Consider the following 23,871-nt stretch of genomic DNA (forward strand, 5'->3'; position numbering starts at 1 on the left):
CTGGCGGCTTGCCTTAGGGCAGGCCGTAAGGCATTGAGGAGAAGCTCATGGCCGGCGCAAAAGAGATACGTAGTAAGATCGCAAGCGTCCAGAACACGCAAAAGATCACTAAAGCGATGGAGATGGTCGCCGCTTCCAAAATGCGTAAATCGCAGGATCGCATGGCGGCCAGCCGTCCTTATGCAGAGACCATGCGCAAAGTGATTGGTCACCTTGCGAACGGTAATCTGGAATATAAGCACCCCTACCTGGAAGAGCGCGACGTTAAACGCGTGGGCTACCTGGTAGTGTCGACCGACCGTGGTTTGTGCGGTGGCTTGAACATTAACCTGTTCAAAAAGCTGCTGGCGGATATGAAGGCATGGTCCGATAAAGGCGTTCAGTGCGAACTCGCAATGATCGGCTCTAAGGGCGTGTCATTCTTTAATTCCGTAGGTGGCAACGTTGTCGCTCAGGTGACAGGTATGGGGGATAACCCTTCGCTGTCCGAACTGATCGGTCCGGTTAAAGTGATGTTGCAGGCCTACGACGAAGGCCGTCTGGACAAGCTTTACATTGTCAGCAACAAATTTATTAACACCATGTCTCAGGTGCCGACGATCACTCAACTGCTGCCGCTGCCGGCGTCAGAAGATGATGATCTGAAGCGTAAAGCCTGGGATTACCTGTATGAACCCGACCCGAAAGCGCTGCTGGATACTCTCCTGCGTCGTTATGTGGAGTCTCAGGTTTATCAGGGCGTGGTAGAAAACCTGGCCAGCGAGCAGGCCGCACGAATGGTGGCGATGAAAGCCGCAACCGATAATGGCGGCAGCCTGATTAAAGAGCTGCAGTTGGTATACAACAAAGCTCGTCAGGCCAGCATTACTCAGGAACTCACCGAGATTGTCTCGGGGGCCGCCGCGGTTTAACCAGGTTATTTCGTAGAGGATTTAAGATGGCTACTGGAAAGATTGTCCAGGTAATCGGCGCCGTGGTCGACGTCGAGTTCCCTCAGGATGCCGTACCACGCGTGTACGATGCCCTTGAGGTGCAGAATGGTAATGAGAAGCTGGTGCTGGAAGTTCAGCAGCAGCTTGGCGGCGGTATCGTGCGTACCATCGCGATGGGGTCTTCTGACGGTCTGCGTCGCGGTCTGGATGTAAAAGATCTCGAACACCCGATCGAAGTCCCGGTAGGTAAAGCCACGCTGGGTCGTATCATGAACGTCCTGGGCGAACCGGTCGACATGAAAGGCGAGATCGGCGAAGAAGAACGTTGGGCGATTCACCGCGCAGCGCCTTCCTACGAAGAGTTGTCAAACTCTCAGGAACTGCTGGAAACCGGTATCAAAGTTATCGACCTGATGTGTCCGTTCGCGAAGGGCGGTAAAGTCGGTCTGTTCGGTGGTGCGGGTGTAGGTAAAACCGTAAACATGATGGAGCTTATCCGTAACATCGCGATCGAGCACTCCGGTTACTCTGTGTTTGCGGGCGTAGGTGAACGTACTCGTGAGGGTAACGACTTCTACCACGAAATGACCGACTCCAACGTTATCGATAAAGTATCCCTGGTGTATGGCCAGATGAACGAGCCGCCGGGAAACCGTCTGCGCGTTGCATTGACCGGTCTGACCATGGCGGAGAAATTCCGTGACGAAGGTCGTGACGTACTGCTGTTCGTCGATAACATCTATCGTTACACCCTGGCCGGTACGGAAGTATCCGCACTGCTGGGCCGTATGCCTTCCGCAGTAGGTTACCAGCCGACTCTGGCGGAAGAGATGGGCGTTCTGCAGGAACGTATCACCTCCACCAAAACCGGTTCTATCACCTCCGTACAGGCGGTATACGTACCGGCGGATGACTTGACTGACCCGTCTCCAGCCACCACCTTTGCGCACTTAGATGCAACCGTGGTACTGAGCCGTCAGATCGCATCCCTGGGTATCTACCCGGCCGTTGACCCGCTGGACTCCACCAGCCGTCAGTTGGATCCGCTGGTTGTTGGTCAGGAACACTACGACACCGCGCGTGGCGTTCAGTCCATCCTGCAGCGTTATCAGGAACTGAAAGACATCATCGCCATCCTCGGTATGGATGAACTGTCTGAAGAAGATAAACTGGTGGTAGCACGCGCGCGTAAAATTCAGCGCTTCCTGTCCCAGCCGTTCTTCGTGGCGGAAGTATTTACCGGTTCTCCGGGCAAATACGTTTCCCTGAAAGACACCATCCGTGGCTTTAAAGGCATCATGGAAGGCGAATACGATCACCTGCCGGAGCAGGCGTTCTACATGGTCGGTTCCATCGACGAAGCCGTGGAAAAAGCCAAAAAACTTTAACGCCTTAATCGGAGGGTGATATGGCAATGACTTACCACCTGGATGTCGTCAGCGCGGAGCAACAAATGTTCTCCGGTCTGGTCGAGAAAATCCAGGTTACGGGTAGCGAAGGCGAACTGGGGATTTACCCGGGGCACGCGCCGCTGCTCACCGCCATTAAGCCTGGTATGATTCGCATCGTTAAGCAGCACGGTCATGAAGAGTTTATCTATCTGTCCGGCGGCATTCTGGAAGTGCAGCCTGGCAGCGTGACCGTTCTGGCGGATACCGCGATTCGCGGTCAGGATCTCGACGAAGCGCGAGCCCTGGAAGCGAAGCGTAAAGCCGAAGAGCACATTAAGAGCTCGCACGGTGACGTGGATTACGCTCAGGCGTCTGCGGAACTGGCCAAAGCGATCGCTAAACTGCGCGTTATCGAGTTGACCAAAAAAGCGATGTAACACCGGCTTGAAAGCATAAAACCAGTCTGATTGCGGACTGGTTTTTTTTTATCCTCTCAATTTTTATTCGATAAACTAGCAACGACAAAAACAAGCGGCTGAAGGCGATGCGTTTTCAGCGACAGCGCTGTTTTCATTAAATCCTTCTTTCTGTCATTGGCATCTGCACATTGTGCGAAGAAGGAAGGAATGGATGCGTTTTTATTGCATTAAATGAGGGATTATTACTATGTCATTTCAGCCGTCCTTTGCGGGTCCACAACCCGACTCAAGGATTGATCGTACTACCTTTATTCGTCGCGCTTATCTCCATCTCGCCGTCGCCATCGTCGGTTTTATCGTGTTGAGCGCGGCATGGATGTTCATAGGGGTCGGCGAGCTTATGCTTGATGTCCTGCTGGCTGGCGGAAAATATAGCTGGTTGGTGGTTCTCGGCGCTTTTATGCTGGTGGGAATGCTGGCAACACGACTGGCGGATGATGCTGGCTCTAACCATACGCAACTTATTGGTCTGGGGATTTATGTTCTGGCGGAATCCCTGATTTTTGCCCCGTTGTTAACGCTGGCGGCGTATATTAACCCGTCGATCATTGGCGCGGCGGCGATTACGACCCTGTTGCTGGTTGGCGGCCTGACGTTTACCGCTTTTTCCACAAAAAAAGATTTTTCATTTCTGCGCTCGCTTTTGACTATGGCTGGATGCATTGCTCTTGGGGCGATTATTGCCAGCGTCATCTGCGGCTTCTCGCTGGGCGTCTGGTTTTCTGCGCTAATGGTACTGCTGTGCGCCGGGTTTATACTTTACGATACTTCTAACATTATTCACCATTACCCTACCGATCGTCCTGCTGGCGCGGCGTTACATCTGTTCGCTTCTATCGCGACCATGTTCTGGTATATTTTGCGGATTTTTATGTCGCGTAATTAAGTAAAAAATACGCGCAACGGAAAACCAGCGGCCCCTGTCGCTGGTTTTTGCTTTTCTGACCCCCCTGCGCTTTACTACGTTATCTTCTTTATTTATGGTGCAAAAAAACAGCAAAAACATCGGACTACGTTGCCAATACGCGGGTATTTTTACTTTTCAGGAGACAAAAGGCGCGCTAATGAACGAAAATGATTCATTAGCAGGCGGGGATGTTATCCCGGTGAGCGTTTTATCCTTCTTCCATTTTACGATGAAAAAAATGTAGTATTTTCAACGTGAAACAGTATAAATTCGTTCTCAAATTACAGTCAGGACGCGTATGTTAAATAGTGCTATGAGCGTAGTGATCCTTGCCGCAGGTAAAGGCACGCGCATGTATTCCGATATTCCTAAAGTGCTGCACACGCTGGCGGGTAAACCCATGGTGCAGCATGTCATTGATGCAGCAACTAAATTAGGGGCCGCACAGGTTCATCTGGTCTATGGCCACGGTGGCGAGTTGTTAAAACAGACCCTGAAAGATGACAAGCTGAACTGGGTGCTCCAGGCGGAACAGTTGGGAACAGGTCACGCAATGCAGCAGGCCGCGCCCTTCTTTAGCGACGATGAAGATATTTTAATGCTTTACGGCGACGTGCCGCTGATTTCGGTTGAAACCTTACAGCGCCTGCGCGATGCCAAACCGCAGGGGGGTATTGGGTTATTAACCGTAAAGCTGGACGATCCGAGCGGCTATGGCCGTATTACGCGTGAAAACGGTAAAGTGACCGGCATCGTTGAACATAAAGACGCCACTGATGAACAGCGTCAGATCCAGGAAATTAACACCGGTATTCTGATCGCCAACGGCGCGGACCTGAAACGCTGGTTGTCTAAGCTGACTAACAATAATGCGCAGGGTGAATATTACATCACAGATATCATCGCGCTGGCTTATCAGGAAGGACGGGAAATCGCCGCGGTGCATCCGGCTCGCATCAGCGAAACGGACGGAGTGAATAACCGTCTACAGCTTTCTCGTCTGGAGCGTATTTACCAGGCCGAACAGGCGGAGAAACTGCTGCTGGCAGGGGTGATGCTGCGTGATCCGGCACGTTTTGATCTGCGCGGTAATCTGGCTCACGGGCGTGATGTCGAAATTGACGCTAACGTTATCATCGAAGGTAACGTGGCGCTCGGTCATCGCGTGAAGATCGGCGCAGGCTGCATTATTAAAAACAGCGTCATTGGCGATGGCTGTGAAATCAGCCCATACAGCGTGGTGGAAGATGCGCATCTGGAAGCAGCCTGCACCATCGGTCCGTTTGCTCGCCTGCGTCCCGGCGCGGAGCTGTTAGCGGGCGCTCACGTCGGCAATTTCGTTGAGATGAAAAAAGCGCGCCTCGGTAAAGGTTCTAAAGCCGGTCATCTGACCTACCTGGGCGATGCGGAAATTGGCGACAACGTGAATATCGGCGCGGGGACCATCACCTGTAACTATGATGGCGCGAATAAATTCAAAACGGTTATTGGCGACGATGTGTTTGTCGGCTCCGATACCCAACTGGTGGCGCCGGTTACTGTTGGTAAAGGGGCTACCATCGCCGCAGGGACTACCGTCACCCGTAACGTAGCTGACAATGAACTGGTATTAAGCCGCGTGCCGCAGGTGCATAAACAAGGCTGGCAGCGTCCGGTGAAGAAAAAGTGATTTTGTAGGCCGGATAAGCGTCAGCGCCATCCGGCAGACCGGAGATGAGAAGATAAAATAATCCTCCGCTCCATGAGCAGTACTTATAAAAATAACCCCACTCTCTACAAGGCTCGGGGCGCCCGCAACGACGGGCATACAGGTCAGCGACAACGCATGGCGTAATGCCATAATCAGGAAATAAAACTATGTGTGGAATTGTTGGCGCTATCGCGCAGCGTGATGTAGCTGAAATCCTTCTTGAAGGTTTACGTCGTCTGGAATACCGCGGATATGACTCTGCCGGTCTGGCCGTGGTTGATGCAGAAGGTCATATGACCCGCCTGCGTCGCCTCGGTAAAGTACAAATGCTGTCTCAGGCCGCGGAAGAACATCCGCTGCATGGCGGCACCGGTATTGCTCACACTCGCTGGGCGACGCACGGCGAACCTTCAGAAGCTAACGCGCATCCGCATGTTTCTGAACACATTGTGGTGGTGCATAACGGCATCATCGAAAACCATGAACCGCTGCGTGAAGCGTTAAAAGCGCGTGGCTATACCTTCGTTTCTGAAACCGACACCGAAGTGATTGCACACCTGGTAAACTGGGAACTGAAACAGGGCGGTACTCTGCGTGAGGCTGTTCTGCGTGCTATCCCGCAACTGCGTGGTGCGTACGGTACAGTGATCATGGATACCCGTCACCCGGATACCCTACTGGCGGCACGTTCTGGTAGCCCGCTGGTGATTGGCCTGGGTATGGGCGAAAACTTTATCGCTTCTGACCAGCTGGCGCTGTTGCCAGTGACTCGTCGCTTTATCTTCCTTGAAGAGGGCGATATCGCTGAAATCACTCGCCGTTCGGTAAATATCTTCGATAACACCGGCGCGGAAGTAAAACGTCAGGATATCGAATCCAATCTGCAATATGACGCGGGCGATAAAGGTATTTACCGCCACTACATGCAGAAAGAGATCTACGAACAGCCGAACGCGATTAAAAACACCCTTACCGGGCGCATCAGCCACGGTCAGGTGGATTTAAGCGAGCTGGGACCGAACGCCGACGAACTGCTGTCGAAGGTTGAGCATATTCAGATCCTCGCCTGCGGTACGTCTTACAACTCCGGTATGGTTTCCCGTTACTGGTTTGAATCGCTGGCAGGTATTCCGTGCGACGTTGAAATCGCCTCTGAATTCCGTTATCGCAAATCTGCCGTGCGCCGTAACAGCTTGATGATCACGCTCTCCCAGTCTGGCGAAACCGCAGATACCTTAGCGGGCCTGCGTTTATCCAAAGAATTGGGCTACCTCGGATCGCTCGCCATTTGTAACGTGCCGGGCTCTTCGCTGGTGCGTGAATCCGATCTGGCGCTGATGACCAACGCGGGTACGGAAATTGGCGTAGCATCTACCAAAGCCTTTACCACCCAGTTAACCGTGCTGTTGATGCTGGTGGCGAAACTGGCGCGTCTGAAAGGTCTGGATGCGTCCATTGAGCATGATATCGTTCATGGCCTACAGGCGCTGCCGAGCCGTATTGAGCAGATGCTATCGCAGGACAAACGTATCGAAGCCCTGGCGGAAGATTTCTCCGACAAGCATCACGCGTTATTCCTCGGTCGTGGCGATCAATATCCGATTGCGCTCGAAGGCGCGCTGAAGCTGAAAGAAATCTCTTATATTCACGCGGAAGCCTATGCTGCAGGCGAGCTGAAACACGGTCCGCTGGCGCTGATTGACGCCGACATGCCGGTGATTGTGGTGGCACCGAACAACGAACTGCTGGAGAAACTGAAATCCAACATCGAAGAAGTTCGCGCGCGTGGCGGTCAGTTGTACGTCTTCGCCGACCAGGATGCGGGTTTTGTGAGCAGCGACAACATGCACATCATTGAGATGCCGCATGTGGAAGAAGTGATCGCGCCTATCTTCTACACCGTTCCGCTGCAACTGCTGGCGTATCACGTGGCGCTGATTAAAGGCACCGACGTTGACCAGCCGCGTAACCTGGCGAAATCGGTGACGGTAGAGTAAGTCAAATGTAGTACCAGGCAGAAGGCCGTCGATAGACGGCCTTTTTTTGTGCGCCGTGACAGGCGCTGTTCTTTCTCTATGGTGGCTGAAGAGCGACTAAGAGGTGCTACGCCTGCCAGCGCTACGGGCACCCGGTAACATTCTCTTCTTTAAGGCCCTGGCTCAATCCAGGTGGATCGGAAATCAAACCATCCCAGGTTATTCAGGTGGATCCCCCTGGCCCGGTCGGGGCTTTTGAGTCGCATCCAGTGGTGAAAAAGCGGCTGTAGCCAGCCTGAACGGGTGGTTTCCCTGACCAGTTGTTCCGCGCTGATGGTTTCGGCATGCCACTGGGTTTCCCATTGGGCCAGCAGCGCATCATCCCCACCGCTGATGGCGTGGCGCAGTAAAGGGGAGCCCAGCAGCCATGTACCGACGTTCCACTCTTCGGGAATGGGGAAATTGACCGTCCCCAGCCAGAGATCAACCTCAGCCTTGCCGCTTGCCCAGTCATCATAATTCAGTGCAACGCCCTCAAGTAAAATGCCCTGCTGGCGCATGATCTCTTGCATGATATCCAGGAGCATTGGAAATTCAGGGTGCTGATCGTGATAGGCCAGACGCAGTTTCGCGTAGGGCGACGACGAGATAAAAGGTGAACAGGCCGGGCCCGCCTCAATAGTATGAAACCAGGAGGACAGCAGGCTACCGCCCGGTACCCAGAAGGGGCGAATTGCCTCACTCAGATGCTGGAGTATGGCGTAAGGGCTGAGTGTTTCCCGCAGCCAGCGGCGATGTTCGGCGGTATGCCAGTGCGGGGAGCGGCTGTCGCATAATAAAAAATATCCTCCACGCTCGAGAAACATCTCGCGCAGGTTGTCAGAAGGTTTGCCGGCTACCTGGCTAAGCCGTCCGGAAACGTAATCCTCATCGCTCAGGCTGGAGCTGAGCCAGGCTGCCGTGTCGTTATCCGACAGCGATTCCGCCAGGTTGTCTGTCTCCGTTAAATTCGGCCAGATAAAGACCTCCACTTCATCCAGCAGCCCGCGCAGACCGAAATAGTGGTCAAAGGCCTTCATTTGCAGATGAAAGCCATTGTTTTCCACCACCTCATAAGGGCCAGTCCCCACAGGATGTGCCGGGAAATCAGCGCGTTGTGTATGATCAGGCGGTAGGATCATGGCATCAATATGACTGAGCAGCAGCGGCAGTCGGTTATCCGGGTGCGCCAGCGTAATTTCAAGACTCAGCGGCCCGGTGGCCTGAATGGTCTGCAAGTGCGAGAACAACGGCAGCTTAGCGCTGCGGGTCAGTGAAGCGATAACCGCGTCGATCGTCAGCTCCTGGCCATCATGCCAGAGGACGGCGGGGCGCAGATAAAAACGCCAGCGCAGTGGATCAATCTGCCGCCAGTGGTGGGCAAGATCGGCTTCGACTTCACCTTTTTCCTCATTTATGCGCGTCAGGCCGCTAAAAATCTGCCTGACCAGATGCTGCTCAGAGCGACGCAACGGTATGCCGGGGCACAGCGACGGCATTGTCCGGTAATAGGGGATGCACAGCCGCTGATAGTCCGCCCGCACGCTATAGCCCAGTTTTGAGCGCAGCAGTTGCGCCACCTGGTGCTTATTTTTACCCAGCAGTTGAATGGCCTGATCAACATGACCAGACTCCAGTAACTGCTCCGCCTTTTCGCTTAATAGCTGTTCTGGTTTATAGCGCAGGTGAAGCCGGGCGCGATGCCCACGTCCGGCCTGTGATTGCCAGATGAGCCACTTTGCCTCCTGCATCTGAAGCAACAGATTACGCATATGCCGCCGGGTGCAGAACAACACATCCGCCAGCTCCTGTAATGTCACGCTAACAGGCTTGTCGCCATAGTGCTGGAGTAGCTTTAAGTATTTTTGTTCAGTGTGCCGGGTTGTCATAAAAGGTGAAATTTCCCGAACGGGAATGAGCAATTTTTAATATCCCCTTTTTAGCCGATGATTTTCTCTATCGCAACTTCTATGAGGATTCATCATGACAAAGCGCATTAATAAAGACACTCAGGTCTGCATGTCCCTGGCGGCACGCCCAAGTAACTTCGGTACACGCTTTCACAACTATCTGTACGAAGCGCTGGATCTCAATTATCTCTACAAAGCTTTCTCGCCGACCGATCTTACGCAGGCCATTAGCGGCGTGCGCGGTCTGGGGATCCGCGGGTGCGCGATCTCTATGCCATTTAAGGAAGCCTGCATTCCGCTGGTGGATGAACTGGATGCTTCTGCTCAGGCCATTCACTCAGTTAATACCATTGTGAATACCAATGGCCATCTGAAGGCGTACAACACCGATTACATTGCAATAGCTCGCTTGCTGGCGAATTACAAGGTCTCTCCCGACCTGGTGTTTGCTTTGCGTGGCAGCGGTGGTATGGCAAAGGCGGTGGCCTGCGCGCTGAAGGATGCGGGGTTTACCCGTGGTTATATTGTCGCGATTGATGAAGCGTCAGGTAAACAACTGGCCGAACTCTATGGCTATGAATGGCGCCCGGATACCGACGGTATTAAAGCCGATTTGTTAATTAACGCCACGCCTATCGGAATGGCTGGCGGTAATGATGCCGACAAACTCTCTTATTCCAAACAAGAAGTAGATAAGGCGAGCGTTATCTTTGATGTGGTGGCGCTACCGCCCGTCACGCCGCTAATCCGCTACGCCCGTGAATGCGGTAAAACCGTGATTACCGGTTCCGAAGTGTTTGCTATTCAGGCCGTGGAGCAATTTGTCCTTTATACCGGGATTCGCCCGGATGACGCGCTGTTCCAGAAAGCCGCGGCCTGGTCACGCCTGTAACATTTTTTCCCGCTTTTTCTTTAAATTAAAAGAACAGGGTACCCTACTATGACTAAAAAAATTGTTGCTGTGACGGCCTGTCCGACGGGCGTCGCCCATACCTTTATGGCTGCCGAAGCGCTGGAAATTGAAGCCCGCAAGCGTGGTGACTGGATCAAGGTTGAAACCCGCGGTTCCGTCGGGGCGAAGAACACGCTGACCGCGGAAGAGATAGCGCAAGCGGATGTGGTGATTATCGCGGCGGATATTGAACTGGATCTGTCAGGCTTTGTTGGCAAAAGACTCTATCGCACCAGTACCGGCGCGGCGCTAAAAAAGAGTGCGCAGGAAATGGATAATGCTTTCAATAGCGCCGAGGTCTATCAGGGGAGTGCCGGGCGCTCTTCTTCAGCTGGTAAAACAGAGCTACCCGGCGTTTATAAGCATTTAATGACCGGCGTATCCCATATGCTTCCTTTGGTGGTGGCGGGAGGATTGTGTATCGCACTCTCTTTTGTCTTCGGTATCCAGGCCTTCAACGAGCCGGGCACGCTGGCGGCTGCGCTATTTCAAATTGGTGGTAAGGCGGCCTTTGCGCTGATGGTGCCGGTACTGGCTGGGTTTATTGCCTTCTCAATTGCCGATCGTCCGGGTCTGGCCCCGGGGCTTATTGGCGGGATGTTGGCCAGCCTGTGCGGCGCTGGTTTCCTGGGAGGGATTGTGGCCGGTTTTCTGGCCGGTTACAGCGTACGGTTTCTGGCGCAAAATATTAAGCTGCCGGCGTCAATGGAAGCGCTTAAGCCTGTGCTGGTTTTGCCGCTACTGTCTACGCTGATTACTGGCCTTATCATGATTTACGTGGTGGGGGGCCCGGTGTCTGCGGTGATGGAAGGGCTGACGACGTTCCTGGGGAATATGACCTCTACGAATGCTATTTTGCTGGGAATGTTGCTGGGCGCAATGCAAGGTTTTGACCTTGGCGGGCCGGTGAATAAAGCGGCGTATACCTTCGGCGTCGGTTTACTGGCTTCTCATTCGTATATGCCGATGGCGGCCATTATGGCGGCAGGGATGGTACCGGCATTAGGAATGGGCGTCGCAACCTGGGCGGCCAGAGCGAAATTCAATGCCGCTGAGCATGAAGCGGGTAATGCATCTTTTATCCTGGGGCTGTGCTTTATCTCTGAAGGGGCGATTCCCTTCGCCGCGCGTGACCCGATGCGCGTGATCCCTTCCACGATGGTTGGTGGCGCAATCGCCGGGGGGCTTTCCATGTATTTCGGTTGTACGTTGATGGCGCCACACGGCGGTCTCTTTGTCCTGGCGATCCCGCATGCGGTAGAACATGTGATGCAGTACCTGCTCTCGATTGCCCTGGGCACTATTGCCTGCGGCCTGATGTACGCGCTGTTGAAACCGTCTGCGGTTGCGCAAACAGTTTAATTCATCTCCCCCTGCAGGCTGGTCTGGTGTCTCCCCGGGCCAGCTTTTTTATTTCCATTGTCATCAAACCGTAATAATCAAGACATATAACTGTCATCAATTTGTCCTATTTTGCTCATCGTAGCAACTCAAACAATGATTTACCGAAACCGTGCAGGAGACATTATGAAAGTTATGCGTACCACTGTCGCAACTGTTGTCGCCGCGACCTTATCGATGAGCGCGTTCTCTGCCTTTGCAGCAGCAAGCCTGACAGGTGCCGGTGCAACGTTTCCTGCGCCGGTGTATGCCAAATGGGCAGATACCTATAACAAAGAAACGGGTAATAAAGTTAACTACCAGGGTATCGGCTCCTCCGGCGGCGTGAAACAAATCACCGCGAATACCGTTGATTTTGGCGCTTCCGATGCCCCGCTGTCTGACGAAAAACTGAATCAGGAAGGCCTGTTCCAGTTTCCGACGGTGATCGGCGGCGTGGTGCTGGCGGTGAATATTCCAGGCCTCAAATCCGGCGAACTGGTGCTGGACGGTAAAACGCTGGGTGACATCTACCTCGGTAAAATCAAAAAGTGGGATGATGAAGCCATCACCAAACTGAACCCAGGCGTGAAGCTGCCTTCTCAGAACATCGCCGTGGTGCGTCGCGCTGACGGTTCCGGTACCTCCTTCGTGTTCACCAGTTACCTGGCGAAAGTCAACGACGAGTGGAAGTCGAAAGTGGGCGCGGGTTCTACCGTGAACTGGCCAACCGGCCTGGGCGGTAAAGGTAACGACGGCATCGCGGCATTTGTACAGCGTCTGCCAGGCGCTATCGGCTACGTTGAGTATGCGTATGCCAAGCAGAACAACCTGGCCTACACCAAACTGGTTTCTGCCGACGGCAAGCCGGTAAGCCCGACGGAAGAGAGCTTCTCTAATGCGGCGAAAGGCGCAGACTGGAGCAAAACCTTCGCGCAGGATCTGACCAACCAGAAAGGTGACGATGTGTGGCCAATCACCTCCACCACCTTTATCCTGGTCCACAAAGCGCAGAAGAAACCTGAGCAGGGTGCTGAAGTGTTGAAGTTCTTCGACTGGGCCTACAAAAATGGCGCTAAACAGGCGAATGATCTGGACTACGCCAGCCTGCCGGATAACGTCGTTGAGCAGGTTCGTACTGCCTGGAAGACCAGTATAAAAGACAGCAACGGTAAGGCGCTGTATTAATTAACGAATTGGCGGATGGCGCTACGCTTATCCGCCCTACGGTTTCGACCGCAGGCCCACGTTGTAGGCCGGATAAGCGTAGCGCCATCCGGCAGGGGCAACGTCGTAAAATGCGTTTAATGGAAAGAGTAATTTATGGCTGCAACCAAGCCTGCTTTTAACCCGCCGGGTAAAAAAGGCGACATGATTTTCAGCGCGCTGGTAAAACTGGCTGCGCTGATTGTGCTATTGATGTTGGGCGGTATTATCGTCTCATTGATCATCTCCTCCTGGCCAAGTATTCAGAAATTTGGTTTCTCATTTCTTTGGACTAAGGAATGGGACGCGCCAAACGATATCTACGGCGCGCTGGTGCCCATTTACGGCACGCTGGTGACCTCCTTTATCGCACTGCTGATCGCCGTTCCGGTCAGTTTCGGCATTGCCCTGTTTTTAACCGAGCTGGCGCCAGGCTGGCTAAAGCGTCCGCTCGGCATCGCTATTGAACTGCTGGCGGCAATTCCCAGTATCGTGTACGGCATGTGGGGGCTGTTTATCTTCGCGCCGCTGTTTGCGACGTACTTCCAGGAGCCGGTAGGCAATATTCTTTCCAACATTCCGTTTGTCGGCGCGCTGTTCTCCGGCCCGGCATTTGGTATCGGCATTCTGGCGGCGGGCGTCATCCTCGCCATCATGATCATCCCCTACATTGCGGCGGTTATGCGCGACGTCTTCGAGCAAACGCCGGTAATGATGAAAGAGTCCGCTTACGGTATCGGCTGTACTACCTGGGAAGTTATCTGGCGCATCGTGCTACCGTTCACCAAAAATGGCGTGATCGGCGGCATTATGCTGGGACTGGGCCGTGCTCTGGGTGAAACGATGGCGGTCACTTTTATCATCGGCAACACCTACCAGCTCGACAGCGCGTCGCTGTATATGCCGGGCAACAGCATCACTTCCGCGCTGGCGAACGAATTCGCTGAGGCGGAATCGGGTCTGCACGTGGCAGCGTTGATGGAACTGGGGCTGATCCTGTTTGTGATCACCTTTATCGTCCTGGCGGCGTCTAAGTTCATGATTATGCGTCTGGCGAAGAACGAGGGAGCACGTTAATGGCTACGCTTGATATGCAGAACACCGCGCAGCTCGCGGAATCCCGTCGCAAGATGCAGGCGCGCCGCCGCATGAAGAACCGTATCGCACTAACGCTCTCAATGGCGACGATGGCATTTGGCCTGTTCTGGCTGATCTGGATTTTGATGTCCACCATCACGCGTGGTATCGACGGGATGTCGCTGGCGCTGTTTACCGAAATGACGCCGCCGCCGAACACGGCGGGCGGCGGGCTGGCGAACGCCCTGGCGGGGAGTGGATTGTTGATTCTCTGGGCTACCGTATTGGGTACGCCGCTGGGGATTATGGCCGGGATCTATCTGGCGGAATATGGCCGTAAATCCTGGCTGGCGGAAATCATTCGCTTTATTAACGACATTCTGCTTTCCGCGCCGTCAATTGTTGTGGGGCTGTTTGTTTACACCATCGTGGTGGCGCAGATGCAGCACTTCTCCGGTTGGGCAGGGGTGATTGCGCTGGCGCTGCTGCAGGTGCCGATCGTTATTCGTACCACTGAAAACATGCTCAAGCTGGTGCCGGATAGCCTGCGTGAAGCCGCTTATGCGCTGGGTACGCCGAAGTGGAAGATGATCTCCGCGATTACGCTGAAAGCCTCTATCTCCGGCATTATGACCGGTATCCTGCTGGCGATTGCGCGTATCGCCGGCGAAACGGCGCCATTGTTGTTTACCGCGCTCTCGAACCAGTTCTGGAGCACCGACATGATGCAGCCGATCGCCAACCTGCCGGTGACCATTTTTAAATTCGCGATGAGCCCGTTTGCCGAATGGCAACAATTAGCCTGGGCGGGCGTGCTGATTATTACCCTGTGCGTACTGCTGCTGAATATTCTGGCGCGTGTTGTTTTCGCGAAGAAAAAACACGGTTAAAGACATTGTAGGCCTGATAAGCGTAGCGCCATCAGGCATTATTTTACGGCGTGGCGGATGCGGCGCTGGATGAGGAAAAGAGTGAAATGAGTATGGTTGAAACTGCCCCGAGTAAGATTCAGGTTCGTGATTTGAACTTCTACTACGGCAAATTCCATGCCCTGAAGAACATTAATCTGGATATCGCGAAGAATCAGGTAACGGCATTTATCGGGCCATCCGGCTGCGGTAAATCAACGCTACTGCGTACCTTCAATAAAATGTATTCGCTTTATCCGGAGCAGCGCGCGGAAGGTGAAATTCTGCTGGATGGCGACAATATTCTCACCAACACCCAGGATATCGCGCTGCTGCGCGCAAAAGTGGGAATGGTATTCCAGAAGCCGACGCCGTTCCCGATGTCCATCTATGACAATATCGCCTTTGGCGTGCGTCTGTTTGAGAAGCTGTCTCGCGCCGATATGGACGAGCGCGTGCAGTGGGCGTTGACCAAAGCCGCATTATGGAACGAAACCAAAGATAAATTGCACCAGAGCGGGTACTCTCTCTCCGGTGGTCAGCAGCAGCGTCTGTGCATTGCGCGCGGTATCGCCATTCGCCCGGAAGTGTTGCTGCTGGATGAGCCATGTTCAGCTCTGGACCCGATCTCCACCGGGCGTATTGAAGAGCTGATCACCGAGCTGAAACAGGATTACACCGTGGTGATCGTGACCCACAACATGCAGCAGGCGGCACGTTGTTCCGATCATACGGCGTTTATGTACCTGGGCGAGTTGATTGAGTTCAGCAACACGGACGATCTGTTCACCAAGCCCGCGAAGAAACAAACAGAAGACTATATCACCGGTCGTTACGGTTAATTCAGGAGTGCGTAATGGACAGTCTGAACCTTAATAAACATATTTCCGGCCAGTTCAACGCCGAACTGGAAAGCATCCGCACTCAGGTAATGACCATGGGCGGCATGGTGGAGCAGCAGCTTTCTGACGCTATCACCGCCATGCACAACCAGGACAGCGAGCTGGCGAAGCGCGTGGTAGAAGGCGATCATCAGGTTAATATGATGGAAGTCGCCATCGATGAAGCCTGTGTGCGTATTATCGCCAAGCGCCAGCCGACGGCGAGCGATCTGCGTCTGGTAATGGCGATTATCAAAACCATCGCCGAACTGGAGCGCATTGGCGACGTGGCGGATAAAATCTGCCGTACCGCGCTGGAGAAATTCTCCCAGCAGCACCAGCCGCTGCTGGTCAGTCTGGAGTCACTGGGTCGCCACACCGTGCAGATGCTGCACGACGTGCTGGATGCGTTCGCGCGCATGGATCTCGACGAAGCGGTGCGTATCTACCGTGAAGACAAGAAAGTTGACCAGGAGTACGAAGGTATCGTGCGTCAGCTGATGACCTACATGATGGAAGACTCGCGCACGATTCCCAGCGTGCTGACCGCGCTGTTCTGCGCGCGCTCTATCGAGCGTATCGGTGACCGTTGCCAGAATATCTGCGAATACATCTTCTACTTTGTGAAGGGGCAGGATTTCCGTCACGTCGGCGGCGATGAGCTGGATAAGCTGCTGGCGGGGAAAGATCCGAAAGAGTAAATCTCATCCTTTTGCCCGGTGGCGCTGCGCTTACCGGGCCTACAGGTACAGATGCTGTAGGCCGGATAAGCGTTAGCGCCATCCGGCATTTCAGTTAACGCGTAATCTCCCACCCGCGCGCTTTCCACAATCCCGGCAACTGCGCCAAATCGGTAAACGTCGTCACGTTAGGGTGATCGATCGGCTTGTTATGCGGATCGGCGCAGAAATAAAACACTTCCATTCCCGCCGCAATTCCTGACTGCGCGCCTGCGCTGGAATCATCCACCAGAATACACCTCTCAACATTGACCTTCATGGCGTTCGCCGCATGGAGCATCAGCGCCGGATCGGGCTTCCAGCGTTGAATATCGTAACCGCTAAACAGCAAATCGGGAAAATAATGCAACATGCCCAGTTTACCCAGCGAATGCTGCATCTTACTGACCGGTCCGTTGGATACCACGCACATAGGCGTCTTAATGCTCTCCAGCAGGGTATTTGCGCCCGCGATCGCTTCCAGTTCGGTATCGAACAGACGCGCAACCTCGGCGCGGTACACCGGCTCCAGCTCCGCTTTTGCCAGCGCAACGCCATGCTCTTTACTGATGGTATCGATAATTTCGTAGAGCTTTACGCCTTTAAAGCGTCTGAATACTTCCGTGAGCTCAAGCGTAATGCCGAACTGCCGGAACATAGTGACATAGGCGCGCGAGCAAATTACTTCACTGTCGACCAGCGTGCCGTCACAGTCAAAAAACACCGCTTCGATTTGGGACATGTCATTTCCATTTTAACAAGTTTAACGTTTACGTAATGCTGAATGAGGGGACGCAATCGTTGCCGTACTAACAAATTGAGTGAAAAAAATTACCACACAACTGCGCCAGGTGTCGCATTTTGGTATAGGATAACGGCGAATTTTCCCTCCTTTCTCCGGAAATTGATAATGAGTCAACAACACACCACCCAGGCTTCTGGTCAGGGTATGCTGGAACGCGTGTTTAAACTGCGCGAACATGGCACGACGGCACGAACCGAAGTGATCGCCGGTTTTACCACTTTCCTGACGATGGTTTATATCGTTTTTGTTAACCCGCAAATTCTGGGCGTAGCTGGCATGGACACCAGCGCCGTCTTTGTGACCACCTGTCTGATTGCGGCCTTTGGCAGTATTCTGATGGGCCTGTTCGCTAACCTGCCGGTGGCGCTGGCGCCCGCGATGGGGCTGAATGCGTTCTTTGCCTTCGTGGTTGTGCAGGCAATGGGACTGCCGTGGCAGGTAGGCATGGGCGCCATTTTCTGGGGCGCTGTTGGTCTTTTATTGCTGACTATCTTCCGCGTGCGTTACTGGATGATCGCCAACATTCCGCTCAGCCTGCGCGTGGGCATCACCAGCGGCATTGGCCTGTTTATCGGCATGATGGGGCTAAAAAACGCCGGCGTGATCGTCGCTAACCCGGAAACGCTGGTCAGCATCGGCAACCTGACCTCGCACAGCGTGCTGCTGGGGGTTCTCGGATTCTTTATTATTGCGATTCTCGCTTCGCGCAACATTCATGCGGCGGTGCTGGTGTCCATCATCGTCACGACGCTGCTTGGCTGGATGATGGGCGATGTACACTACAATGGCATTATCTCCGCACCGCCAAGCGTCACCAGCGTGGTAGGGCATGTCGATTTAGCAGGTTCGTTCAATCTTGGCCTGGCGGGGGTTATTTTCTCTTTCATGTTGGTAAACCTGTTTGACTCCTCCGGTACGCTGATTGGCGTGACCGATAAAGCCGGCCTGGCGGATGAGAAAGGCAAATTCCCGCGCATGAAGCAGGCGCTGTTTGTTGATAGTATTTCTTCCGTCACTGGCGCATTTGTCGGAACGTCTTCTGTGACCGCTTATATTGAATCCTCTTCCGGCGTTTCGGTGGGCGGTCGTACCGGTCTGACGGCAGTGGTGGTCGGTATTTTGTTCCTGCTGGTTATCTTCCTGTCGCCGCTGGCGGGCATGGTGCCGCCTTACGCGGCGGCGGGCGCGCTGATTTACGTCGGCGTGCTGATGACCTCCAGCCTGGCGCGGGTAAACTGGCAGGATTTAACCGAATCGGTCCCGGCGTTTATTACGGCGGTAATGATGCCGTTTAGCTTCTCGATCACCGAAGGTATCGCGCTGGGCTTTATCTCTTACTGCGTGATGAAGATTGGTACCGGTCGCCTGCGCGACCTTAGCCCGTGCGTAGTGATTGTCGCGCTGTTATTCGTGCTGAAGATTGTGTTTATTGACGCACACTGATGAAATGAACCCTCGCCCCATCGGGGGGAGGGTTTTTAACGAACTTACGCTTTAACGCGCTGAATATACTCGCCAAATGCGGTCAACTGACCGGTCAAATGATCTAACGTTCCCTGATCCACCACTTCTCCAGTCTGCGGGTCGACTTTATTCTGAATCACGCCGCCCATAAACTCCGGTTTGTTCATCACCATCGCATCAAGGAACACCAGAATCTGGCGCAGATGATACTGGCAGCGCGCGCCGCCAATCGCCCCCATTGAACTGGTCTGGATAAGAACGGGTTTACCCGCCAGCGGCTGCTCAGGCAGACGGGATAGCCAGTCGATGGCATTCTTCAGGCCGCCGGGAACGGAATAGTTATATTCCGGCGTCACAATGACGACGCCGTCAGCGTTGCGAATCTGCTCCGCCAGCGCCTCTACGCTGGCTGGAAATCCCTCTTCCTGCTGGATATCGGCGTCATACAGCGGAATATCCCCGATCGAAGGCAGCGGCGATACCGTCATTCCTGCCGGCGCGACTTTAGGCAGCGTACGCGCCACCATTCCGTTAAAGGAACCTTTGCGTAAACTTCCCAGCAATGTAACCACATTCAGCGTTTCAGACATACGTGCCCCTTTTTTCATTATGAACGATTAAGCGTATACGATTTGGCGGCGGGGAGTTGGGCGAATCGCATCAGACGACCGGTTGGCTCATTGGCGCGCGTCTGGATATCGGGCAGGCTTTTCCAGCCCAGTTTGCCATCGAACTCCCACACTTTTAATTTTTCTATCGCTGGCGTAACGGTTACGGACCATACCAGCACATCTTCCGCATCGCACACGGCTTCAAGCTGCGTGACATGCGCGCACTTCAGGCGTCCGGCAACGGGTAAAAGTTGCAGCTCCCGCGGATCGTCATTCATGACATCGCCGGTGAGTTTTAACACGCTCTGGCGCAATGTAATGAGTTGCGCTCGCGCTTCGTTGGGATCGTTTTGATTGGCTACCCATAAGTTTTCATTACGGGAGAAAGGGTGGCGTTCGAGCGAATGCGGATGGTGAAAGCCGCGGGAGGTGCGCTGTAATTCCATATCCAGCCCGCACTCTCCTTCGGTGGTCAACGCCACGCCAACCATATTTCCGGCGTAGGAGATAGAAAAACCTGGCAGATTTTTGTCACGAAACGCGGGCTTACCTTTCGCCTGAATAATGATTTCCGGCAGCTCGCTAATTCCGTACAGCATAAACATCAGTTCGGCAAGAAGGCCTCTGGAGGCGAGAAAACGCGTTCGTCGGTGAGCAGGCAGGTTTCTGGCTTCAATATGGCAAGACGAAGAGAGACGAATTGAAACTAACTGTCCCTCCGTAAGTATCCCTCTGGCAAAGTGAGTCGCCATTTTTCGCTCCGTGATTAATGGGCCGTGATAATGACGAGAGTAACATTAACGTAAATTATGGACAGGTTTTACGCGCTAAAAATTCAATTTCAGAAGGTTCTTTAATCAGACGGTGACATTTCTGGTAAGAGGAAGGTTAATTTATCAACGCAGGTGGTCAGATAAGGCGACGGCAGAGCGTGTTGATAGCCTGTTGTAGCCATACAATCTTGGGATTATGACTATTACGTTTGTGCCATAATAGGGTAAACGGCACCATCAGCTTTTCCCGCTGTTGCGCATCAAAAGGCAAGGGGCGCGCCACTAACGGTAGCTGGTGGAGCTGATTGTAGTGCTGGCAATAGCGCGACGCGGTTGCTATCAGGGTGTGATCCGGCTGGGCGGCCATAAAGAGCGACTGCTCGAACCCCGGCAGGCTCAATGCGATATGGCGTTTGCGCCCCATTTCTTGCCCCATTCAATAATGACAGCACTTTCGCCCGGCGATGCTCGTCGAGCGTGTCGCGCAGAATGGCGAACGCCACCACATAGCAGCCGCCTGCTCCTACCCCCCTGAAGAAAACGCCCACTCAGAAATAGCGAGCCTTTCGACGCCCATGAACAAAGCAGTGAGGCCATCATAAAGACGATCTCGACCGGCTTGCGGCCTGACTGGTCGGCTATCTTCCCGGCAAACAGCATGGCCGTCGCCATTCCGGCCAGGTAAACGGAGAAGGCGATATGCAAATGCGCCTCACTGGCGTTCAGATCGGCGGCTATATGCGGTAAACCGACCACATACATATCAATACCGGTAGGATAGAGTAAAACCAGGGCAAAACTACACAGTAGAAAATGTTTCATAGCGGCCTCATGAAAAGCGTGGCGCTAAGAATGCGGGGCGACGTTGCGCAAGACGAGTTGCCATTTGGACAACAGTGATTTCCGCATGGGAAATTATTGTTGCCGGATGGCGGCGTAAACGCCTTATCCGGCCTACGGATTCTGTAGGCCCGGTAAGCATTGCGCCACCGGGCAACACAACGTTATTTACCAATACAGAAGCTGGAGAAAATCCGTCCCAGCAGGTCGTCGGAAGTAAATTCGCCGGTAATCTCGCTTAAGCTTTGCTGCGCCAGGCGCAACTCTTCCGCCAGCAGTTCCCCCGCCCATGCGCCTAATAGCTGCGCTTTGCCCTGTTCAAGATGTTCAGCGGCTTCCGCCAGCGCCTGTAGGTGACGGCGGCGGGCCAGGAAGCCGCCTTCCATATTGGTATCAAACCCTATGCTCTGCTTGAGGTGGTTACGCAACACGTCGACGCCTTCGCCGGTACGCGCCGAGAGGCGAACCAGTGAGTGACCATTTACTTCACTAATACCCAGAGTTTCGCCGGTGATATCCGCCTTGTTACGTACCACGGTAATCGGTAGATTTTTGGGCAGCCGGGCGATAAAGTCCGGCCAGATGTCGGCAGGGTCAACGGCGTCCGTCGTGGTGCCATCCACCATAAACAGCACGCGATCGGCCTGTTCAATCTCCTGCCAGGCGCGTTCGATGCCGATACGCTCAACTTCGTCGCTGGCGTCGCGCAGTCCGGCGGTATCGATGATATGCAGCGGCATCCCGTCGATGTGGATATGCTCGCGCAACACGTCGCGCGTGGTACCGGCGATATCGGTGACAATGGCCGCTTCACGGCCCGCCAGCGCATTCAGCAGGCTTGATTTCCCGGCATTCGGGCGTCCGGCAATCACTACCTTCATTCCTTCGCGCAGCAGGCTGCCCTGGCGCGCTTCGGTGCGCACGGCGTCAAGATCGGCAATGACACCATTGAGCTGCGCTTCAATTTTGCCGTCAGAGAGAAAATCGATCTCCTCATCCGGAAAATCGATAGCAGCTTCGACGTAGATTCGCAGGTGAGTAAGTGCTTCCACAAGGTGGTTAACGCGGGCGGAAAATGCCCCCTGTAACGAGTTTAGCGCCGAACGCGCCGCCTGTTCGGAACTGGCGTCGATCAGGTCGGCAATAGCTTCCGCCTGGGCTAAATCGAGCTTATCGTTGAGGAACGCTCGCTCGGAGAACTCGCCCGGTCGGGCAATTCGCACGCCTGGAAGCGTCAGGATACGTTTTAACAGTAGGTCCAGGATCACCGGACCGCCGTGCCCTTGTAGCTCCAGCACATCTTCACCGGTGAAGGAGTTCGGGCCGGGGAACCACAGCGCAATACCCTGATCCAGCGCGCTGCCGTCAACGTCTTTAAACGGCAGGTAGTCGGCATAGCGCGGCTTCGGCAGCTTGCCCAGCACCGCCTGAGCGACCTCTTTAGCATTCAGACCGGAAATACGCAGGATACCGACGCCACCGCGTCCCGGTGGGGTAGCCTGGGCGACAATAGTGTCGTTATGGCTCATGATATGTCTCGTAAAATACGAATAAAAAGGCGGTCGTCAACCGTTCCTTTTTTACCAGACTATGTCTGTTTCCGGGAACCGACAGGCCTACAAATAAGGTAAAAAGCTTATCACCATCAGGCGGAATAGCAAATATAATAATATTTCTTTTTTATTAACTCACAGGACGGACATATGGGACTTACTGTTGGTCATTCATATTGTACTGCTACTATCAGCAGAGAAACAATAAATAAAATGCTCTCTTCCGGTGAGCTCCCACATATGACTATATGGGAGTGCATAAAAGATTTTTTCTTTAGTACAGGGCAAAGAGAAGCTTTAAATTGTTTACATAAATTATGTAATCCCACACCAGATTTAAAGGATACAGACGTTACATCTTGTTTCTTTAGGTTAAAAGAGCTAGCTTCACCAGGATATCAGGAAAGATTTATTCATGATTTTGAAGGCTCTTTTACGGGGAGTACGGAGAGTACGGGGAGTACGGGGAGTACGGGGAGCACGGGGAGCACGGGGAGTTTGTATCTTAAAGATAACTCTGGGGATGTTTTTCTGTATATAGAAATGAGTGAAGGATCTTGTAATTATACCATACTTGGGAAAACATTTATTTTTAACACCAGCCAAATGCCGCATTCTCAACAGAAATGCGAAATAAGCACGCCAGGGTTATCCATAATCTTTCAAGAAAGTGAATCTCAATCAAGCACTGATAGTATATTGTGGTTAAAAGACGGTTGTTATAAAGTATCGTATGAAACAGGTGAATTTAACTTAGATTTCAATGGTTTTTACCAGCGTGTGTTGAACTTCATTACCTCAGTACAAAAAGGTGATAATTTCAGGTTGTGGCAAGATGAAGAAAAAGAAACCTATCTCTCGGCAATGGTTAATAAAGCAATAGATCTTCATTTTGACGAGAAACAGGTGAAATTATCAAAACAAGTAAAAGAGGGGATTTTTGAACATGTAAAAAATAACTTAGGTGTGTGTGACCTACGGTTAAATAGTGCCTGTGCACAAAGTTCAATAAAGCATTGTGTGTTAACATTGTTAAATAAAGATGAATGCTGGGACAGTTTTATTAATCAAACCTCTACTGACCGCGAGGTCAAAAAAACAATAACCGCCGATATAGTTAGCACCGTTTCAAATAGAATTTTCGAAAATATGTTTAGGGACGAAATGAAATTGCCTGAGAAATGGAGTAGCAGAGTGTATTCTTTAGTAAGGGATTCAATAAAATTGATGAGCGAGCCATCTGATTTTATCATGCAATAGAAGTATACGGGTTTTAAGCTCTAACAACAAAGTAGTTTAAGTGTTTTTAATAGCCAGCAATCAACCGAGAAATTAACTATACTTATTTTGGCTCATTTAAATTTCGCGTATGGATGAA

At 53.0% G+C, this 23,871-nt stretch carries 20 protein-coding genes and 2 pseudogenes; 15 read left to right on the plus strand and 7 right to left on the minus strand.

Features of this window, described 5'->3' with window-relative positions:
• Positions 1-47 precede the first annotated feature (47 nt).
• From atpG to glmS, 6 genes are all read left to right on the plus strand, one after another.
• Positions 48-911 (plus strand): F0F1 ATP synthase subunit gamma, encoded by an 864-nt coding sequence (gene atpG, locus ACLD4K_RS13870; protein ID WP_000896506.1) that lies wholly within the window; start codon positions 48-50, stop codon positions 909-911.
• Between the two features lie 26 nt (positions 912-937).
• Positions 938-2,320: a F0F1 ATP synthase subunit beta gene (gene atpD / locus ACLD4K_RS13875; RefSeq protein ID WP_000190499.1), complete on the plus strand. Its 1,383-nt coding sequence runs from the start codon at positions 938-940 to the stop codon at positions 2,318-2,320.
• A 20-nt stretch (positions 2,321-2,340) separates the two neighbouring features.
• Positions 2,341-2,760, plus strand: a complete 420-nt coding sequence (locus tag ACLD4K_RS13880) for a F0F1 ATP synthase subunit epsilon (RefSeq protein WP_001251971.1) — start codon at positions 2,341-2,343, stop codon at positions 2,758-2,760.
• A 229-nt stretch (positions 2,761-2,989) separates the two neighbouring features.
• Complete coding sequence (locus ACLD4K_RS13885; protein ID WP_183059029.1) at positions 2,990-3,688, plus strand: Bax inhibitor-1 family protein; 699 nt, start codon at positions 2,990-2,992, stop codon at positions 3,686-3,688.
• Between the two features lie 319 nt (positions 3,689-4,007).
• On the plus strand, positions 4,008-5,378 hold the full coding sequence (gene glmU, locus ACLD4K_RS13890; protein WP_183059028.1) for a bifunctional UDP-N-acetylglucosamine diphosphorylase/glucosamine-1-phosphate N-acetyltransferase GlmU: 1,371 nt from the start codon (positions 4,008-4,010) through the stop codon (positions 5,376-5,378).
• Between the two features lie 188 nt (positions 5,379-5,566).
• On the plus strand, positions 5,567-7,396 hold the full coding sequence (gene glmS / locus ACLD4K_RS13895) for a glutamine--fructose-6-phosphate transaminase (isomerizing) (RefSeq protein ID WP_411012025.1): 1,830 nt from the start codon (positions 5,567-5,569) through the stop codon (positions 7,394-7,396).
• 149 nt (positions 7,397-7,545) lie between these two features.
• On the opposite strand, the gene ACLD4K_RS13900 is transcribed toward glmS, so the two are convergent.
• Positions 7,546-9,303, minus strand: a complete 1,758-nt coding sequence (locus tag ACLD4K_RS13900; protein WP_411012026.1) for an SgrR family transcriptional regulator — start codon at positions 9,301-9,303, stop codon at positions 7,546-7,548.
• A 94-nt stretch (positions 9,304-9,397) separates the two neighbouring features.
• Here ACLD4K_RS13900 and ACLD4K_RS13905 point away from each other — a divergent pair, with 94 nt between their 5' ends.
• From ACLD4K_RS13905 to phoU, 7 genes are all read left to right on the plus strand, one after another.
• On the plus strand, positions 9,398-10,216 hold the full coding sequence (locus ACLD4K_RS13905; protein ID WP_411012027.1) for a shikimate 5-dehydrogenase: 819 nt from the start codon (positions 9,398-9,400) through the stop codon (positions 10,214-10,216).
• A gap of 48 nt (positions 10,217-10,264) precedes the next feature.
• Positions 10,265-11,638: a fructose-specific PTS transporter subunit EIIC gene (locus tag ACLD4K_RS13910; protein ID WP_000162544.1), complete on the plus strand. Its 1,374-nt coding sequence runs from the start codon at positions 10,265-10,267 to the stop codon at positions 11,636-11,638.
• 165 nt (positions 11,639-11,803) lie between these two features.
• Positions 11,804-12,844: a phosphate ABC transporter substrate-binding protein PstS gene (pstS, locus tag ACLD4K_RS13915; protein ID WP_127175729.1), complete on the plus strand. Its 1,041-nt coding sequence runs from the start codon at positions 11,804-11,806 to the stop codon at positions 12,842-12,844.
• 135 nt (positions 12,845-12,979) lie between these two features.
• Positions 12,980-13,939: a phosphate ABC transporter permease PstC gene (gene pstC, locus ACLD4K_RS13920; protein ID WP_000741630.1), complete on the plus strand. Its 960-nt coding sequence runs from the start codon at positions 12,980-12,982 to the stop codon at positions 13,937-13,939.
• A complete protein-coding gene (pstA, locus tag ACLD4K_RS13925; protein WP_000212197.1) occupies positions 13,939-14,829 on the plus strand; it encodes a phosphate ABC transporter permease PstA in 891 nt (296 codons plus the stop codon). The genes pstC and pstA overlap by 1 nt, the downstream gene beginning before the upstream one ends.
• Before the next feature lie 86 nt (positions 14,830-14,915).
• Entirely contained in the window at positions 14,916-15,689 is a 774-nt protein-coding gene (gene pstB, locus ACLD4K_RS13930) for a phosphate ABC transporter ATP-binding protein PstB (protein ID WP_000063118.1), read from the plus strand.
• A gap of 14 nt (positions 15,690-15,703) precedes the next feature.
• Entirely contained in the window at positions 15,704-16,429 is a 726-nt protein-coding gene (phoU, locus tag ACLD4K_RS13935) for a phosphate signaling complex protein PhoU (RefSeq protein WP_000377800.1), read from the plus strand.
• A 94-nt stretch (positions 16,430-16,523) separates the two neighbouring features.
• On the opposite strand, the gene yieH is transcribed toward phoU, so the two are convergent.
• Positions 16,524-17,189, minus strand: a complete 666-nt coding sequence (gene yieH / locus ACLD4K_RS13940) for a 6-phosphogluconate phosphatase (RefSeq protein ID WP_079944697.1) — start codon at positions 17,187-17,189, stop codon at positions 16,524-16,526.
• Positions 17,190-17,357: 168 nt separating this feature from the next.
• Here yieH and adeP point away from each other — a divergent pair, with 168 nt between their 5' ends.
• Positions 17,358-18,695, plus strand: coding sequence for an adenine permease AdeP (gene adeP / locus ACLD4K_RS13945; protein WP_411012028.1), 1,338 nt, complete (start codon positions 17,358-17,360; stop codon positions 18,693-18,695).
• Between the two features lie 44 nt (positions 18,696-18,739).
• Here the strand turns inward: adeP and ACLD4K_RS13950 are convergent, their stop codons facing one another.
• The 5 genes and pseudogenes from ACLD4K_RS13950 to mnmE all read right to left on the minus strand — a co-directional run bounded on the left by ACLD4K_RS13950 (position 18,740) and on the right by mnmE (position 22,469).
• Entirely contained in the window at positions 18,740-19,324 is a 585-nt protein-coding gene (locus ACLD4K_RS13950) for an NADPH-dependent FMN reductase (protein WP_001575173.1), read from the minus strand.
• On the minus strand, positions 19,324-20,079 hold the full coding sequence (locus ACLD4K_RS13955) for a 4'-phosphopantetheinyl transferase family protein (RefSeq protein ID WP_000190678.1): 756 nt from the start codon (positions 20,077-20,079) through the stop codon (positions 19,324-19,326). Before ACLD4K_RS13955 ends, ACLD4K_RS13950 begins: the two co-directional genes overlap by 1 nt.
• A gap of 157 nt (positions 20,080-20,236) precedes the next feature.
• Positions 20,237-20,530, minus strand: a pseudogene (locus ACLD4K_RS13960) (DNA-binding transcriptional regulator); the annotation flags it as partial.
• A 1-nt stretch (position 20,531) separates the two neighbouring features.
• Positions 20,532-20,922: pseudogene (locus ACLD4K_RS13965) on the minus strand (MFS transporter); the annotation flags it as partial.
• 182 nt (positions 20,923-21,104) lie between these two features.
• Positions 21,105-22,469: a tRNA uridine-5-carboxymethylaminomethyl(34) synthesis GTPase MnmE gene (gene mnmE, locus ACLD4K_RS13970; protein ID WP_183059022.1), complete on the minus strand. Its 1,365-nt coding sequence runs from the start codon at positions 22,467-22,469 to the stop codon at positions 21,105-21,107.
• A 174-nt stretch (positions 22,470-22,643) separates the two neighbouring features.
• On the opposite strand from mnmE, the gene ACLD4K_RS13975 reads away from it, so the two are divergent.
• On the plus strand, positions 22,644-23,753 hold the full coding sequence (locus ACLD4K_RS13975) for a hypothetical protein (RefSeq protein WP_411012029.1): 1,110 nt from the start codon (positions 22,644-22,646) through the stop codon (positions 23,751-23,753).
• Positions 23,754-23,871 lie beyond the last annotated feature (118 nt).

The sequence above is a fragment of the Salmonella sp. 741265055_HSA genome (genome assembly GCF_046569525.1).
Lineage (GTDB): Bacteria > Pseudomonadota > Gammaproteobacteria > Enterobacterales > Enterobacteriaceae > Salmonella > Salmonella enterica.

Excerpts from the sequence above, each read along its gene's own strand:
- ACLD4K_RS13900 (WP_411012026.1), bottom strand. The coding sequence starts at position 9,303 with ATGACAACCCGGCACACTGAACAAAAATACTTAAAGCTACTCCAGCAC.
- ACLD4K_RS13905 (WP_411012027.1), top strand. The coding sequence starts at position 9,398 with ATGACAAAGCGCATTAATAAAGACACTCAGGTCTGCATGTCCCTGGCG.
- ACLD4K_RS13975 (WP_411012029.1), top strand. The coding sequence starts at position 22,644 with ATGGGACTTACTGTTGGTCATTCATATTGTACTGCTACTATCAGCAGA.
- pstB (WP_000063118.1), top strand. The coding sequence starts at position 14,916 with ATGAGTATGGTTGAAACTGCCCCGAGTAAGATTCAGGTTCGTGATTTG.
- atpG (WP_000896506.1), top strand. The coding sequence starts at position 48 with ATGGCCGGCGCAAAAGAGATACGTAGTAAGATCGCAAGCGTCCAGAAC.
- pstC (WP_000741630.1), top strand. The coding sequence starts at position 12,980 with ATGGCTGCAACCAAGCCTGCTTTTAACCCGCCGGGTAAAAAAGGCGAC.
- atpD (WP_000190499.1), top strand. The coding sequence starts at position 938 with ATGGCTACTGGAAAGATTGTCCAGGTAATCGGCGCCGTGGTCGACGTC.
- phoU (WP_000377800.1), top strand. The coding sequence starts at position 15,704 with ATGGACAGTCTGAACCTTAATAAACATATTTCCGGCCAGTTCAACGCC.
- yieH (WP_079944697.1), bottom strand. The coding sequence starts at position 17,189 with ATGTCCCAAATCGAAGCGGTGTTTTTTGACTGTGACGGCACGCTGGTC.
- ACLD4K_RS13955 (WP_000190678.1), bottom strand. The coding sequence starts at position 20,079 with ATGGCGACTCACTTTGCCAGAGGGATACTTACGGAGGGACAGTTAGTT.
- glmU (WP_183059028.1), top strand. The coding sequence starts at position 4,008 with ATGTTAAATAGTGCTATGAGCGTAGTGATCCTTGCCGCAGGTAAAGGC.
- pstA (WP_000212197.1), top strand. The coding sequence starts at position 13,939 with ATGGCTACGCTTGATATGCAGAACACCGCGCAGCTCGCGGAATCCCGT.
- ACLD4K_RS13950 (WP_001575173.1), bottom strand. The coding sequence starts at position 19,324 with ATGAAAAAAGGGGCACGTATGTCTGAAACGCTGAATGTGGTTACATTG.
- ACLD4K_RS13880 (WP_001251971.1), top strand. The coding sequence starts at position 2,341 with ATGGCAATGACTTACCACCTGGATGTCGTCAGCGCGGAGCAACAAATG.
- mnmE (WP_183059022.1), bottom strand. The coding sequence starts at position 22,469 with ATGAGCCATAACGACACTATTGTCGCCCAGGCTACCCCACCGGGACGC.
- adeP (WP_411012028.1), top strand. The coding sequence starts at position 17,358 with ATGAGTCAACAACACACCACCCAGGCTTCTGGTCAGGGTATGCTGGAA.
- ACLD4K_RS13885 (WP_183059029.1), top strand. The coding sequence starts at position 2,990 with ATGTCATTTCAGCCGTCCTTTGCGGGTCCACAACCCGACTCAAGGATT.
- ACLD4K_RS13910 (WP_000162544.1), top strand. The coding sequence starts at position 10,265 with ATGACTAAAAAAATTGTTGCTGTGACGGCCTGTCCGACGGGCGTCGCC.
- glmS (WP_411012025.1), top strand. The coding sequence starts at position 5,567 with ATGTGTGGAATTGTTGGCGCTATCGCGCAGCGTGATGTAGCTGAAATC.
- pstS (WP_127175729.1), top strand. The coding sequence starts at position 11,804 with ATGAAAGTTATGCGTACCACTGTCGCAACTGTTGTCGCCGCGACCTTA.